The following is a 15,003-nucleotide window of genomic DNA, read 5'->3' as shown; positions in this document are numbered from 1 at the left end:
GCAGCATAGCGGCGGGAGACATGCAAGTGGCGCAGCTCTTCTGGCGGGCGGGTGTGGCGAGTGCTGCGCTCGTCCTGCCGCTCGCCGCCTCGGCGCAGGAGCAGAGCGGCCCCGACATTGTCGTCACCGCCACCCCGCTGCTTGATGTCGGCGAGGGCGCGCTGCGCTATCCGGCGCAGACCGTCAGCGACGAACAACTCCAGCACGCGCACGCCACTGACCTCACAGAATATCTCAAAAGGTTCAGCGGCGGGGTGTTCGTCAACGAGACGCAGGGCAACCCACTCCAACCCGACATCAATTATCGCGGCTTCACCGCCTCTCCGCTGCTTGGCACACCGCAGGGTCTGTCGGTCTTCATGGACGGCGTTCGGCTCAACCAGCCGTTCGGCGATATCGTCAGCTGGGACCTCATCCCGAAATCGGCGATCCGCTCGGTCAGCCTCGTGCCGGGGTCGAACCCGTTGTTCGGACGCAACGCGCTCGGCGGCGCGCTGTCGATCCGCACCAAGGACGGAACCTCCGACCCAGGCTATCTGCTCGAGATCGGCACCGGGTCATTAGCCCGGCGCACGCTCGAGGCGCAGGCCGGCGGCGCGATCCGCGGCGGGTTTGATTGGTTCGTCAGCGGCGACGCCTTTCGCGAGCGCGGTTGGCGGGCCTTTTCGGCGTCGCGCGCCTATCAGGGTTTCGGCAAGCTGGGCTGGTCCAATGCGACCACGCAGGCACACCTGTCGGCCAGCTATGCCGACACCGATCTCAACGGCAACGGCTTGCAGGAGCAGCGCCTCCTCGACGCCGATCGGCGCAGCGTCTACACCCAGCCCGACACGACGCGGAATCGCTCGGTACTGGTCAATCTCACTGCAAAGCACAGCCTATCGTCTGTGCTGTCGCTGTCGGGCAACGCCTATTGGCGGCGGATCAAGACCCGAACCTACAATGGCGACGTCAACGACACTGCGCTCGGCGAGAACCTCTACCAACCCAGTACCGTCGAACGCGCCGCCCTGACTGCGGCAGGCGTTACCGGCTTTCCTCTGAGCGGCGAGACGCAGGCCAACACGCCCTTCCCGCGCTATCGCTGCATTGCCGAGGCACTGCTCGACACCGAGCCCAACGAAAAATGCAACGGCCTGATCAACCGCTCGACGACCGACCAGCGCGAGTGGGGCGCGAGCGCTGAGGCGACACTCATCGCGCCCTTGCTGGGGCTGCACCAGACGCTCACCATCGGCGCGAGCTATTCAGACAGCCAGGCCAATTTCGCGCAATCCGCGCAATTCGCGTATCTCACCGCCGACCGTGGCGTGGTCGGCGTCACTGGGCCGGGAGCCTATGCCGACGGAAGCCAGCAATCCGAAAACGCGTTCGACGCGCGGGTCGATCTCCACGGCGGAACCACCAACCTTGGGCTTTATGGTACCGAGTCGCTGATGCTGGCGCACACGCTGCGAGTCGATCTGTCGGCGCGCTACGATCGTACCCGTGTCGGCAACCGCGATCGGATTACGCCACGTGCGGGTACCGGCTCGCTGACAGGCAACCACCGTTTCGCCGCTTTCAATCCTGCGGTCGCGATCGCATGGATGCCGTCGACACGGCTCGGCTTCGACGCCGCGATCGCGCAGAGCAGCCGCGCGCCCTCGGCGATCGAGCTCGGCTGCTCCGATCCCGCGAGCCCGTGCCGCTTGCCCAATGCGCTGGCGGGCGACCCGCCGCTTGACCAGGTTCGTGCGACCACGTTCGAGGCAGGCGTCCATGGTAGCATACAGGGCGGCGTGCGCCGATCCGTCACCTGGCGGATCGGCGCCTTTCGTACCGACAGCCGCAAGGATATCCTGTTCGTCGCGAACGATGCTTCCGGCTTCGGCTATTTCCGCAATTTTGGACGCACGCGACGGCAAGGCTTGGATCTGGACGCGACCGCTACGCTCGGCACGGTCCGGCTATCGGGTCACTACACTTGGCTTGACGCGACCTATCGCAGCAGCGAGCGTGTCGGCGGATCGGGCAACAGCAGCAACAATGGCGCCGCCGCGGGCTTCGATGGGACGATCGCGATCGCCAAAAGTGACCGCATCCCGTTGATCCCGCGTTCAATCGCCAAGGCGGCCCTTGGCTGGGATCCGATCAGACGCGTGACGCTCGACCTCGACATGATCGCGGTGTCGGGCGTTATAGCGCGCGGCAACGAGAACGGTGCGCATGCGCCTGACGGCGTCTATTATTTGGGCGCCGGCCGCACGCGGCCTTATGGGGTCTTCAATTTAGGCGCCGAATGGCGCGTGACGAAAGTCGCTACGCTCACCGTCCAGCTCAACAATCTGTTCGACAAGGCTTACGCCACCGCAGCGCAGCTCGCCGCGACAGCGTTCGACGGCAGCGGTCGCTTCGTCGCCCGTCCCTTTGCCGCACCGGTGATTGACGGTGAGCGGCCATTGGTATCCTCGACCTTCTATGCGCCGGGGGCGCCGCGCTCGGTCTCATTGAGCATGCGGCTTCGATTATGAACAGATGGGCAGCCGGCCCCAGAACTGGCGGCAGTGTGAAAGGAGGACAGAGATGGCACCATCGGATCCGAGCGCATGTGCGCGGCTGCGCTATTCGACCGTAGCAATTGTGCTGCATTGGGCGATCGCGCTCCTTATCGTCTATAATCTGACCTCCGGACTTCTGCACGACGTGCTGCCCGGCGCCGTTTTCCGGTTCCATGTTTTGGCCGGCATAACGATCCTGGTCTTGAGCGTCGCCCGCCTGCTCTGGCGGCTGACGCATCGCCCGCCGCCCTTGCTGGCTGCCCGAGCGTGGGAACGACGCACGGCTCACGGAGTCCATGCCCTGCTCTACGCCGCGATCCTGATCCTCCCCTTTTCAGGATGGGCGCTCGTTTCGGCTAAGCCCCCTATGGGTTCAGCGGGAGCGGCATGGAATGCAGAGCATCCTGTCGGCGAAGCATCGCGCGCAAAACATCCCCGCGGTCCGACAATGGTGTGGGGGATGGTTCCGCTTCCCTTGCTGTCGCCGATCGCTGCGATCGGGCGGACCTCGCAAGGCGTGCCTGCGCAGCGCGCATTGCGCGCGCGGATCGCGACGTTCCACCAGCTCGGGGGCTGGGTCATGCTAGCGCTGCTCCTCCTCCACGTGGCGGGGGCGTTTAAGCATCAATGGGTCGATCGCCAGCGGGCGCTTGCTCGCATGGGGATCGGGCGTTGACGCACTTACGATCGTTGAAATTTGGAACCCGCGTAAAAGTCCAAGCATGCAAACGCCAAAGTGCAATTTGTAGCTCCAATCACAACATCCGATCGGACTCTTCGGAAGACGTTACTGCGGCAACGCTTAACGAACGTACGCTGGCAACAGGCGTTTGATACCTCGCAACCTAGATGACGGAACCTCCGTTTATGCCGCTCTTCGCCAGAAAGCGGCCATGCCGCTTCCCGCCCGAGTTACCTCGAGAGCAGACCGCCCACTGACCGCCCAATGCGGTCGGTCAAATTGCGAGCAATCAACCAATCTTCGCCGTCAGACGCCCCTGCCGCCCCCTGCTCCGCCACTAGGTTTCGATTGTAGGTGAACGGCATGCGCGGCGACGTCCACTGCAATGTATCCATGATACCGGCAAGGCTGGCTGGCAGGCAGTCTGGCCGAGAAAAACCTTGATGTGTCGATCGGCGCCCAAAAGGGACCCATTTCTGCAGCGGCACAAACTTTCGAGAACGCGAAAGAATATGATCTTTAAGGGCGTCCCGATCGGCGTTGATCGTCGCTAAAATCTCATTTTAATTTTCTTTGCAGCTACTTAACCACATATTGGTGGGGTCCGGGTTTGTTGCCTATCCACAATCACAGCTTGCCGGTCAGCTCCGGCACCACTTTGAACAGGTCACCGACCAGGCCGAGATCCGCAACCTGGAAGATCGGCGCGTCTTCGTCCTTGTTGATCGCGACGATGACCTTCGAGTCCTTCATGCCAGCGAGATGCTGGATGGCACCCGAAATGCCGACCGCGACATAGACTTCCGGCGCGACGATCTTGCCCGTCTGGCCGACCTGATAGTCGTTGGGTGCATAGCCCGCATCGACCGCAGCGCGCGACGCGCCGACGCCCGCGCCGAGCTTGTCGGCGAGCGGATCGATCAGCTCGTGGAACTTGTCGCTCGACCCGAGTGCACGACCGCCCGAGACGATGATCTTGGCCGAGGTCAGCTCTGGACGCTCAGACGCTGCGATTTCCGAGCCGACATAGCTCGACACGCCGGCGTCGCCGGTGGTCTCGACCGCCTCGATCGTGCCCGAACCGCCTTCGGTGGCGACCTTTTCGAACGCGGTGCCGCGGACCGAGATGACCTTCTTCGCGTCCTTGGTCTGGACCGTTGCGATCGCGTTGCCGGCGTAGATCGGACGCGTGAAGGTGTCCTCGCTCTCGACCGACAGGATGTCCGAAATCTGCATCACGTCGAGCAGCGCTGCGACGCGTGGCGCGATGTTCTTGCCGTTGGTCGTGGCGGGCACGAGGAACGCGTCGTGCGATTCCATCAGCTTGGCGACGAGCGGCGCGACGTTCTCGGCGAGCGCATGCGCATAGGCCGCGTCGTCGGCGACATGGACCTTGCCGACGCCGGCGATCTTGGTGGCCGCCTCGGCAACTGCGCCGACGCCCTGACCGGCGACGAGCAGATGGACTTCACCGAGCTTGGAGGCCGCGGTGACGGTGGAGAGGGTGGCATCCTTTACGGACGTGCCATCATGTTCGACCCAGACGAGCGTCTTCACTTTGCGACTCCCATGGACTTGAGCTTGGCGACGAGTTCATCGACGTCGGCGACCTTGACGCCGGCCGAACGCTTGGCGGGCTCGACCACCTTCAGCGTGGTGAGGCGCGGCGACACGTCGACGCCGTAATCGGCGGCGGTCTTCTGTGCGAGCGGCTTCGACTTGGCCTTCATGATGTTGGGCAGCGAAGCGTAGCGTGGCTCGTTGAGGCGCAGGTCGACGGTGATGATCGCGGGGAGCTTCAACGTCTCGGTCTCCGAGCCGCCATCGACTTCGCGCGTCACGGTGACGCTGTCGGCGCTGAGCTCGACCTTCGAGGCGAAGGTCGCCTGGCCGACGCCGAGCAACCCTGCCAGCATCTGGCCGGTCTGGTTGTTGTCGTCATCGATCGCCTGCTTGCCGAGGATGACCAGATCCGGCTTTTCTTCCTCGACGATCTTGGCGAGCAGCTTGGCGACGCCGAGCGGCTCGACCTTGTCTTCAGTGACGATCAGGATCGCGCGGTCGGCGCCCATCGCGAGCGCGGTGCGCAGCGTTTCCTGTGCCTTTTGCTCGCCGATCGACACGACGACAATCTCGGTGACGCCCCCGCCTCGACTTGGGTCCTTCAAGCGGATCGCTTCTTCGACAGCGATCTCGTCGAACGGGTTCATGCTCATCTTGACGTTGGCGAGGTCGACCCCGCTTCCGTCCGCCTTCACGCGGGGCTTCACGTTGTAATCAAGCACGCGCTTGACGGGGACAACTACCTTCATCAGCTTCTCCTGTAATGGTCAGACCATTATAATATTTGATGAAGACGTCAACCCATGGCTCGTAAAGATTGCCGCCGACGCTTGTCGCTTATACGTGCTGGAAAGCGCGTCAGAAGGCCCTCCGTAACATGATAAAAACCAGCACCGCCCCTTCCCCTGCCTTTGCCCCGGTCAAGACCCAGCGCGCGTTCGAAGTCATCTGCGAGCAGATTCGCGGCGAACTCGCCGCCGGAACGCTCAAAACAGGCGACAAATTGCCCGCAGAGCGCGATCTCGCCACGCAATTTCAGGTCAGTCGGAGCGCACTTCGCGAAGCACTTCGCAGCCTCGAGGTTGCCGGTATCATTCGTAACGTGAAGGGCGCGCGCGGCGGCGCGTTCATCCAGTCTGCCGAACCCGATCGAATCGTCCAGGCAATGCAGGATTACGTCCATCTTGGCAGCGTGACGCTCGAGGAACTGACCGAGGCGCGCATCGCGCTGCAGGACGTGATCGTTCGCCTTGCCTGCGTTCGCGCGACCGAGCAGGATCTGCAGGACCTTGAGGCGATCGCCGAAAAGACCAAACGCGTCACCGGCGTCGAGGAACGCTACCAATGCGCGGTCGAATATTATGAAGTGCTCGCGCGCGCGACCAAGAACCGCATCTTCGGGATCTTCGTCGATTCGCTATCGGCGATCCTGCACCAGTTTGTTCAGGGGCCCGAATACGAAACATTGCAAGAAACGCTGATTCAGTCGCGCCTGCAATTGGTCAAGCATCTGCGCGCACGCGACGCGGACGCTGCCGCCGAGGAGATGCGCAAGCATCTCGGACGCCTGCACCGTCACGTCCGCAAAAACATCAAGGGGCCACTCGCAGGCGGCTAGGCCCAGATTGACACTCGGCCGGTCGACACCGTAGTTAGGTCTGACCATTAGATATATGTCCGGGAGCCAGGATCATCCATACCGCGACTCACAAGCCCGATGCGCTCGCGGGCGTGCGCGTGCTCGATTTCACTGCGGTGATGGCAGGCCCGTTCGCGACGCGAATGCTCGCCGATCTCGGCGCCGACGTGCTGAAGGTGGAGTCGCTCGAAGGGGACCAGGTCCGCGCCCGCCCGCCGATGCGTGACGGGCGCAGCGCCTATTTCGGCCATCTCAACGCGGGGAAGCGCAGCATCGCCCTCAACCTCAAGGCGCCGGAGGCGATCGCGATCATCCGAGAGCTTGTTGCCGAGTACGACATTCTGGTCGAGAATTTTCGCCCCGGCGTGATGCAGCGCTTTGGGCTCGATTATGAAAGCGTCGCCGCGATCAACCCGCGGCTGATCTATTGCTCGATCTCGGGCTATGGTCAAACCGGGCCGAAGGCGCAGAATCCCGCATATGCCCCGGTAATCCACGCCGCGAGCGGCTTCGACATCGTCAACATGCGCTATCAGGACGGCGCCGACCGCCCTGCGACCGGCGGCATCTTCGTCGCCGACGTGTTGGGCGGGACGTATGCCTTTGCCGCGATCCAGACCGCGCTCTACCAGCGTGAGAAGACGGGCGAGGGACAGATGATCGACGTCTCGATGATGGAGGCGATGGTCGGCATGCTGGTGTTCGAGACGCAGGAGGCGCAATTCCCCGGCGGCAACAAGCGCCCGCTCTACACCCCGCTCAAGACCACCGACGGCTTCGTCATGGTGGCGCCGACCAGCCCGCGCAATTTCGAGCAATTGTGCGACGCGACCGGCCATCCCGAATGGCGCGACGATCCGCGCTTCCGCACCAATGCCGACCGCAACGCCAACTGGCCCGCGCTGCTCGGGCTGGCCGAAGTGTGGACGCTGCAGCACAGCGCCGCCGAGGCCGAGCGTATCCTGGCTGAACACGGCGTGCCGTGTGCGCAATATCGCGACGTGCCGGCAGTGCTCGAGGATCCGCAGTTGCAGAGCCGCGCGGCGTTTAAGCGGATCGAAGACGGCAGCGGGAGCTTTCTTGTGACAAACCCGCCGTTCCGCATGTCGGGCGCGCGCGTCGAGGTTCGCAATCTCGTCGCCGGGCTCGGCGAGCATGGCGCGGACGTGTTGCGCGACGAGTTGCGGATGGATGCGGAGCGAGTCGCCACGCTAAAGGCGACGGGGACGTTAAAGTGAGCAGATAAGATCGGCGTTGAAGAGCAGTAAAAACCTTCTCCCGAGGGAGAAAGATGCTGCGGCTTTCAGCTTCCTGACGTGTCGAGGTCGGATGAGGGGACACCCTCGGTTTGAGAGCCTAATCCCTTCACCCAGCGCCGACTAGCGCCCGCTGAAGGAGCGGAGCCAAGTTTGTGCAACCCGTGGGGGGCACAATCGTACTCCGCACGATCAAGGACAGCGCGGTGAGCAGTCCGACCCCACACTCCCGAAGGAAGCAGGGGACCGGCCTCACACTAGCGCAGCAATTCCCGCGCAATCGTGTTACGCTGGATCTCCGACGATCCCTCATAGATCCGCGTGATGCGGATATCGCGATACAGCCGTTCGATCGCATACCCGCGGCAATAGCCCGCGCCGCCGAAGATCTGCAGCGCGGTGTCGACCGTACGGCTGCCCGCCTCGGTCGCGAAAAGCTTCGCCATCGACGCCAGTTCGCGCTTCTTCTCGCCGCGATCGTAGCGCCAGCAGGCGTCGAGCAGCATCAGCCGCGCGGCACGCATTTCGGTCGCCATCGTAGCGATGTAGTGCCGGATCGCCTGGAAATCGGCGATTACCCCGCCGAACGCCGGGCGCGTCTTGGCCTGATCGATTGCCAGTTCGATCGCATATTCCCCCATGCCGACCGCAGTCGCGCCGACGTTTAGCCGGCCTTCGTTGAGCCCCTCGAGCGCATAATGAAACGCCATGCCTTCCTCGCCAACCAGCGCGTCGGCCGGGACTTGGCAGTCGCTGAACGAGAGTTCGTACACGCCCGGCGTCGCAGTCCCCATCAGCGGGATCGTGCCATCGACCGAATAGCCCGGGGTTTGCGCATTCATAAGGAACGCGGAAATGCCGCCCTTCGCGCCCTTGGCCTTGTCGGTATAGGCATAGACGATCAATTCCTTGGCAGTCTTGCCGTTGGAGATATACGTCTTGCTCCCGTTGATCACCCAGCCATCGGAATTGCGCACCGCGGTGGTGCGCATCGAACCAAGGTCAGAACCGCAATGCGGCTCGGTCAGCCCAAACGCAATCGGTATCTCGCCGCTGATCATCCCCGGGATCAGCCGCGCCTTTTGCTCGGGCGAGCCGTGATTGAGGATGTTCTTGGCACCGGGGCCCATTAGCGGCCGCAGCTCGGTCCAGAATTGCGGGGGAAGCCGACCGAGCTCGATCTGCACAACGCACTGCGCCAGCGCGCCCATGCCCAAGCCGCCGAATTCCTCGGGGAACGGCAGCGCAAAATAGCCATTGTCGAGCAGCGTCTCGCGCACGATCGGCGGGACGATTCCGGTTTCCTGGAACTCGCGCTCATATTGCAGCAAATCGGCGACGATCGTCTTGGTCACGTCGACGAATTCGGTGATCTCTTCGGGCAGTTCGAAATCCATGGCTGAGCTCCTCAGGCTATGACAGTGCCGTATTCTCTCAATGGTCCTACCTTTAAATATTTATCATGTCCATGCGAAAATTCGCGATGCTGCGCCATGCCGCGCGGCCTGCTTTGCCGATCCGCCATACAAGCTGCTAGGACGACGCGATGGCTGCCAACCCGTTCGACCTCAACCTGCGCCACTTGCGCGCCGTGCTCGCGATCCAGGAGAATGGCAGCATCAGCGCGGCCGCCGAAATCGTCAGCCTGTCGCAACCCGCGCTGACGCAAGGGCTGGCCAAGCTCGAACGCCAGCTTGGCTATGCGCTGTTCGAACGCCGTTCGGGCGGCATGGTGACGACACCGGTCGGCGTGATCGTTGCCGAGCGCGTGCGCGCCGCGATCGACCATCTCGCGGCCGGCGCGAAAGGGCTTACGCGCGTGTTCGCCAATCCCGACCGGCTGATGACGATGACGCAGCTGCGCGCGTTCCTCGCCCTGGCCGAAGCGGGCAGCTTCATTGCCGCGGCGCAGAATACGGGCCTGTCGCACACTGCGGTGCATCGCGCGGTCGGCGATCTCGAACAGATGATCGGCGGCGAACTGGTCGAGAGGCGCGGGCGCGGCGTTTGGCTCAACCCTGCGGGCAAGAAGCTCGCGCGTGGCACCCGCCTGGCGATCGGCGAGATTGCCGCGGCGATTGCCGATCTCGGCTTCGAGGCCTCGGGCGAACTGATCGCGTTCGGCGCGCTGCCGCTGTCGCGCCCGTTCCTCGTACCCGCGGCGATGGCGAAGATGGCGGCCGAACTGCCCTTGGCGCGCTTCGAGGTGATCGAAGGCAGCTGGCGCGAGCTGGTCGAACCGCTGCGCGACGGCCGGATCGACCTGATCGTCGGCGCGCTCCGGCCGTTCGACGTGACCGATCTCTATCAACTGCCGCTCTACGAGGATCGGCTGGTAATCGCGGTAGGCAGCCAGCATCCGCTCGCCGGGCCCGAGATGCCCTCGCTCGAGACGCTGGCATCCTATCCGTGGATCGTTGCCCCCGCGAACACGCCGCTGCGCGCGCAATGGGAGAAATTGTTCGAGGGCCGCGCACTGCCGCCGACGCCGATCGAGTGCGGATCGGTGATGATCATCGGCCGCCTGCTGACCGATGGCAATTTTCTGACCTTGCTCTCGCCCGACCAGGTCGCGCTGCAGATCCGCAGCGGCCTGCTCGCACGCGTCGGCGCGCCGCTTGAGGACAGCAAGCGCTTGATCGGCATCACAACGCGGCGCAGCTGGCGCCCGACGGCGGTGCAGCGACGTTTCATCGAGAAAGTCGAGGAGGTGGCGGCGACGATCAAATCGACCGAAGCCGATCCCGATCGCCGTGGATCGAGCTGGGTCTGATCAGTCGAGCTTGATCCACACAGCCTTGGTTTCGAGATAATCGTCGATGTGATGCATCCCCGACTCGCGCCCGAAGCCGCTCATCCCATAGCCACCGAATGGCACGCCGGGATCGAGCATCTGGTAGCAATTGACCCACACCGACCCGGCACGAATGCCGCGCGCCATCTTGTGCGCGGTGGCCAGATCGCGCGTCCATACGCCGCTCGCCAGGCCGAACTCGGTGGCGTTGGCGCGCGCAAGGACTTCCTCGATCGTGTCGAAGCTGAACGCCGACAGCACAGGACCGAAGATTTCCTCGCGCGCAATCGTCATGTCGTCCGTGACGTCGTCGAAGATCGTCGGCTCGAGGAAGAAGCCTGCATCATAAGCGCCGCCGGTCATCCGTTCGCCGCCGACGAGGGCGGTCGCGCCCTCGCTCTTACCCTTCTCCATATAGCCGAGGATGATCTCCATCTGCCGGGACGACACCACCGGGCCGATCTGGGTTTCGGGGTCGAGCGGATCGCCGACGCGGATTGTCTTGGTATAGGCGGCGAGCCGTTCCATGAACTCCTCGCGGATCGAAGATTGTACGAACAGCCGCGTGCCCGCGCTGCAGATCTGCCCCGCATTGGCGAACACCGCCGTGGCCGCCGCCGGCACTGCCTTGTCGAGATCGGCATCGGCGAACACGATGTTGGGCGACTTTCCGCCGAGCTCGACGGTGACGCGCTTCATCGTCGCGGCGGCGGCATGGAGTATCTTCTCGCCCACCCCGGTCGAGCCAGTGAAGGCGATCTTGTCGACACCGGGATGGCTGGCAAGGGCGGCGCCCGCGGCGCCCTGCCCGGTCAGCACGTTGATAACGCCTTCGGGCACCCCGGCCTCGATGCACATTTCAGCGAAGCGAAGCGCGGAGAGCGGCGACTGCTCGGCGGGCTTCATCACCAGAGTGCAGCCGGTGGCGAGCACCGGCCCGGCCTTCCAGACCGACATGCCGGCCGGACCATTCCACGGATTGATCGCTGCGACGACGCCGATCGGTTCCTTCAGCGTGTGCGACAGCACGTCGCCCATCGCCGAATTGGGCAAGGTTTCGCCATGAATCGTGGTGATCTGCCCAGCATAATAGCGCAGCAGCGCCGCCGCGCGCGCGCCGCCGAGCATCGAGCGCGACAACGGCGCCCCGATATCGAGCGTGTCGAGCATCGCCAGCTCGTAATATTTCGCTTCGACGATATCGGCGAGGCGCAGGATGATGCGCTGGCGCTCGGCCGGCTTCATCGTGCGCCATGGCCCCACGAACGCCGCGCGCGCCGCGGCGACCGCGCGATCGACATCTTCCTGCTCGCCATCGGCGACCATCGCCAGCAACGTGCCTGTCGCAGGATTGCGCGTTTCGAAGCGCTTGCCCGAGGCGGCGGGGACGCGCTTACCGCCGATCATCATGTCCTGGTCGAGCTGGTCGAGAAAGGCCGGGCGGACGAAGGTCTGGGTCATCGGGACTGCTCCTATGCCGCTCAAGCGGCGATGTTCGAGGTGACGGCATCCTCAAGGATGAACTGCGCGGCACGCTGCGCAATCATCATCGTCGGCGCACTGGTATTGCCGCTGACGATGCTCGGCATGACCGAGGCATCGACGACGCGTAGGCCGGCAATGCCGCGCACCCGCAAGCGGTGGTCGAGCACCGCCATCGGGTCGCCATCGGCACCCATCCGGCAGGTGCCGGTCGGGTGATAGGCGGTGTTGACCATAGCGCGCAGCGCCGCTTCCAACTGCGCGTCGGTCTGCACCGCCAGCCCCGGCTCGATCTCCGCGCCGGTCATCGCGGCAAAGGCGGGCTGCTGGGTGATCCGCCGCGCCTCGCTGAAGCCGCGCATCAGCGTGTCGAGATCCTCGCGATAGGCGAAGAAGTTGGGATCGATGATCGGCTTGTCGGCCGGATCGGCGCTGGCGAGCCGCACCGAACCCGTGCTGCGCGGGCGGAGCAACTGGATTAGGATCATATAGCCATGCTTTGACGGGATCGTCCGCGCATTGGACTTGAGCCCAACGAGGAAGGTCATCTGCACGTCAGGGCGGACGAGCTCGGGCAAGGTCCGCACGAAGCCGCCCGCCTCGGCGACGTTCGACGCGAGCATGCCATCGCGTCTGAACAGATAGCGCAGCGGGCTGGCGATCATCCGCGGCCAGCTCCGCTTTGACATGGCATAGGATTCGCCCGACGGATTTTCCATAGCGATATGGACGGTCGGATGGTCCTGCAGGTTCGCACCGACGCCGGGCAGCGGGTGGACGACCGGTATGCCGTGTTCGCGCAGATGGTCCTCCGGACCAATGCCCGAAAGCATCAGCAATTGCGGCGAATTGATCGCGCCGCCGCACAGGATCACCTCGCGTGTCGCGTCAAGCGTGCTGATCGCCCCGGCCCGCTCGATCTCGATCCCCGTCGCGCGGCCGCGATCGACCAATATGCGCCGCACCAGCGTCTCGTCGAACACGGTGAGGTTCGGCCGCTTCAACGCCGGGTGGAGGAAGGCGCGCGCGCTGCTCAGCCGCGTGCCGTTGCGCTGGTTGAGGTCGTAGCGGCCGAAACCGTCCTGCACCGGGCCGGCGAAATCGTCATTCGGGCGGTGGCCCGCTTCCTCGGTCGCCGCGAGGAAGGCAGGCGTGAGTGGGTTAATCGAACGCGGCTTCTGCACGTCGAGCTCGCCCCCGACACCGTGGCGCGAGCTCGTGCCACCGGCATAATTCTCGAAGCTCTTGAACGCCGGCAGCACCGCGTCATACGTCCAGCCCTCGACGCCGCTTGCCGCCCAGCCATCATAATCCTCGCGCTGGCCCCGGATATAGACCGAGCCGTTAATCGAGCTCGACCCGCCGAACAGCTTGCCGCGCGGAAAATTGATCGTGCGTCCGCCGACCGCAGCGTTGCCCGTCAGATGGTGCTGCCAATTATATTTGGCATGCGGCAGCAGGAAGATGTTGCCGACCGGGATCGCGGTCTTGAGGTTGGCCGGGAAGCCGCGGTCCGACGGCCCCGCCTCGATCAAGGCGACCTGCTTCGACGGATCGGCCGACAGGCGGTTGGCCATCAGGCTGCCGGCCGAGCCGGAGCCGATCACGATATAATCGAACCGCGTCACGCATATGTCTCCCGTCGCGTTACGCGCGCGTCCGCCGGGCTGACCCGGGGAACATGACCGCGCACCGCAAAAAATCCGATTGCATTGACCAACATCAAGATGGACAGCACCCCGAAGAAGCCGAAATTGCCCACGCCGATCAGCCACGATCCGGAAAACGCGCTGAGGATCGCCCCCAACCGCCCGAACGCGCCCATAAGCCCGAGCCCGCGCCCACGGACCGCGGTCGGGAAGGCATGCGCGCCAACCGCGAACATCGCCGATTGCGCCGCGCTGGCGAACAGACCGAGCGCACACAGGCCGGCGAGCAGCGCCGATTCGTTGCGTCCGCCGGCGATCGGCAGGAGCGCGAGCGTCGCGCAGGCGGCGGTACCGACCAGCGCCATCGCGATCAGCGGGACGCGCGATCCGAAACGGATGATCGCGAACGACGCGAGCATCGCCCCGATCGTCCCGCCGAGGTTGAACGCGGTAAGTCCGAGGCTTGCGGTGGGCAGCGTGAAGTCGAGGCTGACCAGCAAGGTCGGCGCCCAGTTGAACATGAGATAGATCATGAACATCCCCGACAGCATCGCCACCGACAGCGCGACGCTGTCACGCAGCAGCGGCGTCTGCACCAGCGTGCGCATCGGCACGAACGCGGCCGGCGCCTGACCGGCCGCCTGCGCGAGCTGGATGCGGTCAGGGGTGGGATGGCCGATGCGGCGCAGCATGGCGCTCAACTCATGCTGGCGCTCGGGCCGTTCGGCGAGGAAACGCGGCGATTCGGGCAGGAAGCGGTAAAGCACCATGCCGAACAGCAGCGTGATTGCCCCGCCGATATAGAACAACCAGCGCCAACCCAGCCCCGGCAGGATCAGCGAGGCGGCAACGCCGCCGATGATCCCGCCGATCGAGACGCACACGACGCCAAAGGTCACCGCGACGCTGCGCCACCGCACCGGGGTGAATTCGGCGATCATCGCCGTCGCGGTGCCCGGCACGCCACCCAGCCCGATCCCCGCCAGCATCTTGAACGCCGCGATCTGCACCAGCGACTGCGAGAAACCGGTCGCAAATGTGGCGATACCGAACAGGCCTACACCGAAGATCAGCGCGTTGCGCCGCCCGAAGCGATCGCTTAGCCAGCCCGAAGCGAGCGTACCGATTGCCATGCCGACGAATCCAAGCGCGAAGACTGTACCGAGCACCTGCCGCCCCATGCCCCATTCCTTTATCAAAGACGGCGCGGCGAGGCCGAGCATCTGATTGTCGAGCCCGTCAAGGATGACGGTCGCCGCGATCATCAACACCGACCAGACTTGGAAGGACGATAACGGCAGCGCGTCCAGCATGCCGCCCGAAGCCTGAGGTTCATTTGCAGCAACCAAGACCATTACTCTCCATTTTGGCGAACGTCCGCACGGGCGTTCGAGCCGC

At 64.3% G+C, this 15,003-nt stretch carries 11 protein-coding genes; 5 read left to right on the top strand and 6 right to left on the bottom strand.

Going from position 1 to position 15,003, the window contains the following annotated elements; translation table 11 throughout:
- Positions 1 to 20: 20 nt before the first annotated feature.
- Both E2E30_RS04415 and E2E30_RS04410 read left to right on the top strand, forming a co-directional pair.
- On the top strand, positions 21 to 2,513 hold the full coding sequence (locus E2E30_RS04415; protein WP_133187597.1) for a TonB-dependent receptor: 2,493 nt from the start codon (positions 21 to 23) through the stop codon (positions 2,511 to 2,513).
- Positions 2,514 to 2,565: 52 nt separating this feature from the next.
- Positions 2,566 to 3,216 (top strand): cytochrome b, encoded by a 651-nt coding sequence (locus tag E2E30_RS04410; protein WP_165954454.1) that lies wholly within the window; start codon positions 2,566 to 2,568, stop codon positions 3,214 to 3,216.
- 633 nt (positions 3,217 to 3,849) lie between these two features.
- Here the strand turns inward: E2E30_RS04410 and E2E30_RS04400 are convergent.
- Both E2E30_RS04400 and E2E30_RS04395 read right to left on the bottom strand, forming a co-directional pair.
- Positions 3,850 to 4,779, bottom strand: a complete 930-nt coding sequence (locus tag E2E30_RS04400) for an electron transfer flavoprotein subunit alpha/FixB family protein (RefSeq protein WP_133187593.1) — start codon at positions 4,777 to 4,779, stop codon at positions 3,850 to 3,852.
- Positions 4,776 to 5,534: an electron transfer flavoprotein subunit beta/FixA family protein gene (locus tag E2E30_RS04395; protein WP_133187591.1), complete on the bottom strand. Its 759-nt coding sequence runs from the start codon at positions 5,532 to 5,534 to the stop codon at positions 4,776 to 4,778. Before E2E30_RS04395 ends, E2E30_RS04400 begins: the two co-directional genes overlap by 4 nt.
- Before the next feature lie 128 nt (positions 5,535 to 5,662).
- Here E2E30_RS04395 and E2E30_RS04390 point away from each other — a divergent pair, with 128 nt between their 5' ends.
- The gene (locus tag E2E30_RS04390; protein WP_240699030.1) at positions 5,663 to 6,403 is read left to right on the top strand and encodes a FadR/GntR family transcriptional regulator; all 741 of its coding nucleotides are present in this window, start codon (positions 5,663 to 5,665) and stop codon (positions 6,401 to 6,403) included.
- Between the two features lie 113 nt (positions 6,404 to 6,516).
- Positions 6,517 to 7,662: a CaiB/BaiF CoA transferase family protein gene (locus tag E2E30_RS04385; protein WP_272482940.1), complete on the top strand. Its 1,146-nt coding sequence runs from the start codon at positions 6,517 to 6,519 to the stop codon at positions 7,660 to 7,662.
- Between the two features lie 275 nt (positions 7,663 to 7,937).
- Here E2E30_RS04385 and E2E30_RS04380 read toward each other — a convergent pair whose 3' ends face one another.
- Positions 7,938 to 9,077, bottom strand: coding sequence for an acyl-CoA dehydrogenase family protein (locus E2E30_RS04380; protein ID WP_133187589.1), 1,140 nt, complete (start codon positions 9,075 to 9,077; stop codon positions 7,938 to 7,940).
- A 149-nt stretch (positions 9,078 to 9,226) separates the two neighbouring features.
- Here E2E30_RS04380 and E2E30_RS04375 point away from each other — a divergent pair, with 149 nt between their 5' ends.
- A complete protein-coding gene (locus tag E2E30_RS04375) occupies positions 9,227 to 10,453 on the top strand; it encodes a LysR family transcriptional regulator (protein WP_133187587.1) in 1,227 nt (408 codons plus the stop codon).
- On the opposite strand, the gene E2E30_RS04370 is transcribed toward E2E30_RS04375, so the two are convergent.
- The 3 genes from E2E30_RS04370 to E2E30_RS04360 are packed head-to-tail and all read right to left on the bottom strand — an operon-like array spanning position 10,454 to position 14,918.
- Positions 10,454 to 11,935 carry an aldehyde dehydrogenase family protein gene (locus E2E30_RS04370; RefSeq protein ID WP_133187585.1) on the bottom strand — a complete coding sequence of 494 codons (1,482 nt, stop codon included), beginning with the start codon at positions 11,933 to 11,935 and terminating at the stop codon, positions 10,454 to 10,456.
- 20 nt (positions 11,936 to 11,955) lie between these two features.
- On the bottom strand, positions 11,956 to 13,584 hold the full coding sequence (locus E2E30_RS04365) for a GMC family oxidoreductase (RefSeq protein WP_133187583.1): 1,629 nt from the start codon (positions 13,582 to 13,584) through the stop codon (positions 11,956 to 11,958).
- On the bottom strand, positions 13,581 to 14,918 hold the full coding sequence (locus E2E30_RS04360) for an MFS transporter (RefSeq protein ID WP_133187581.1): 1,338 nt from the start codon (positions 14,916 to 14,918) through the stop codon (positions 13,581 to 13,583). The genes E2E30_RS04365 and E2E30_RS04360 overlap by 4 nt, the downstream gene beginning before the upstream one ends.
- Positions 14,919 to 15,003 lie beyond the last annotated feature (85 nt).

It is taken from the genome of Sphingomonas sp. AAP5 (assembly GCF_004354345.1).
In the GTDB taxonomy this organism is placed as follows: Bacteria; Pseudomonadota; Alphaproteobacteria; order Sphingomonadales; family Sphingomonadaceae; genus Sphingomonas; species Sphingomonas glacialis.
This window is presented reverse-complemented; position numbering and strand designations above follow the sequence as displayed.

Excerpts from the sequence above, each read along its gene's own strand:
- E2E30_RS04415 (WP_133187597.1), top strand. The coding sequence starts at position 21 with ATGCAAGTGGCGCAGCTCTTCTGGCGGGCGGGTGTGGCGAGTGCTGCG.
- E2E30_RS04410 (WP_165954454.1), top strand. The coding sequence starts at position 2,566 with ATGGCACCATCGGATCCGAGCGCATGTGCGCGGCTGCGCTATTCGACC.
- E2E30_RS04395 (WP_133187591.1), bottom strand. The coding sequence starts at position 5,534 with ATGAAGGTAGTTGTCCCCGTCAAGCGCGTGCTTGATTACAACGTGAAG.
- E2E30_RS04390 (WP_240699030.1), top strand. The coding sequence starts at position 5,663 with ATGATAAAAACCAGCACCGCCCCTTCCCCTGCCTTTGCCCCGGTCAAG.
- E2E30_RS04380 (WP_133187589.1), bottom strand. The coding sequence starts at position 9,077 with ATGGATTTCGAACTGCCCGAAGAGATCACCGAATTCGTCGACGTGACC.
- E2E30_RS04375 (WP_133187587.1), top strand. The coding sequence starts at position 9,227 with ATGGCTGCCAACCCGTTCGACCTCAACCTGCGCCACTTGCGCGCCGTG.
- E2E30_RS04370 (WP_133187585.1), bottom strand. The coding sequence starts at position 11,935 with ATGACCCAGACCTTCGTCCGCCCGGCCTTTCTCGACCAGCTCGACCAG.
- E2E30_RS04360 (WP_133187581.1), bottom strand. The coding sequence starts at position 14,918 with ATGCTGGACGCGCTGCCGTTATCGTCCTTCCAAGTCTGGTCGGTGTTG.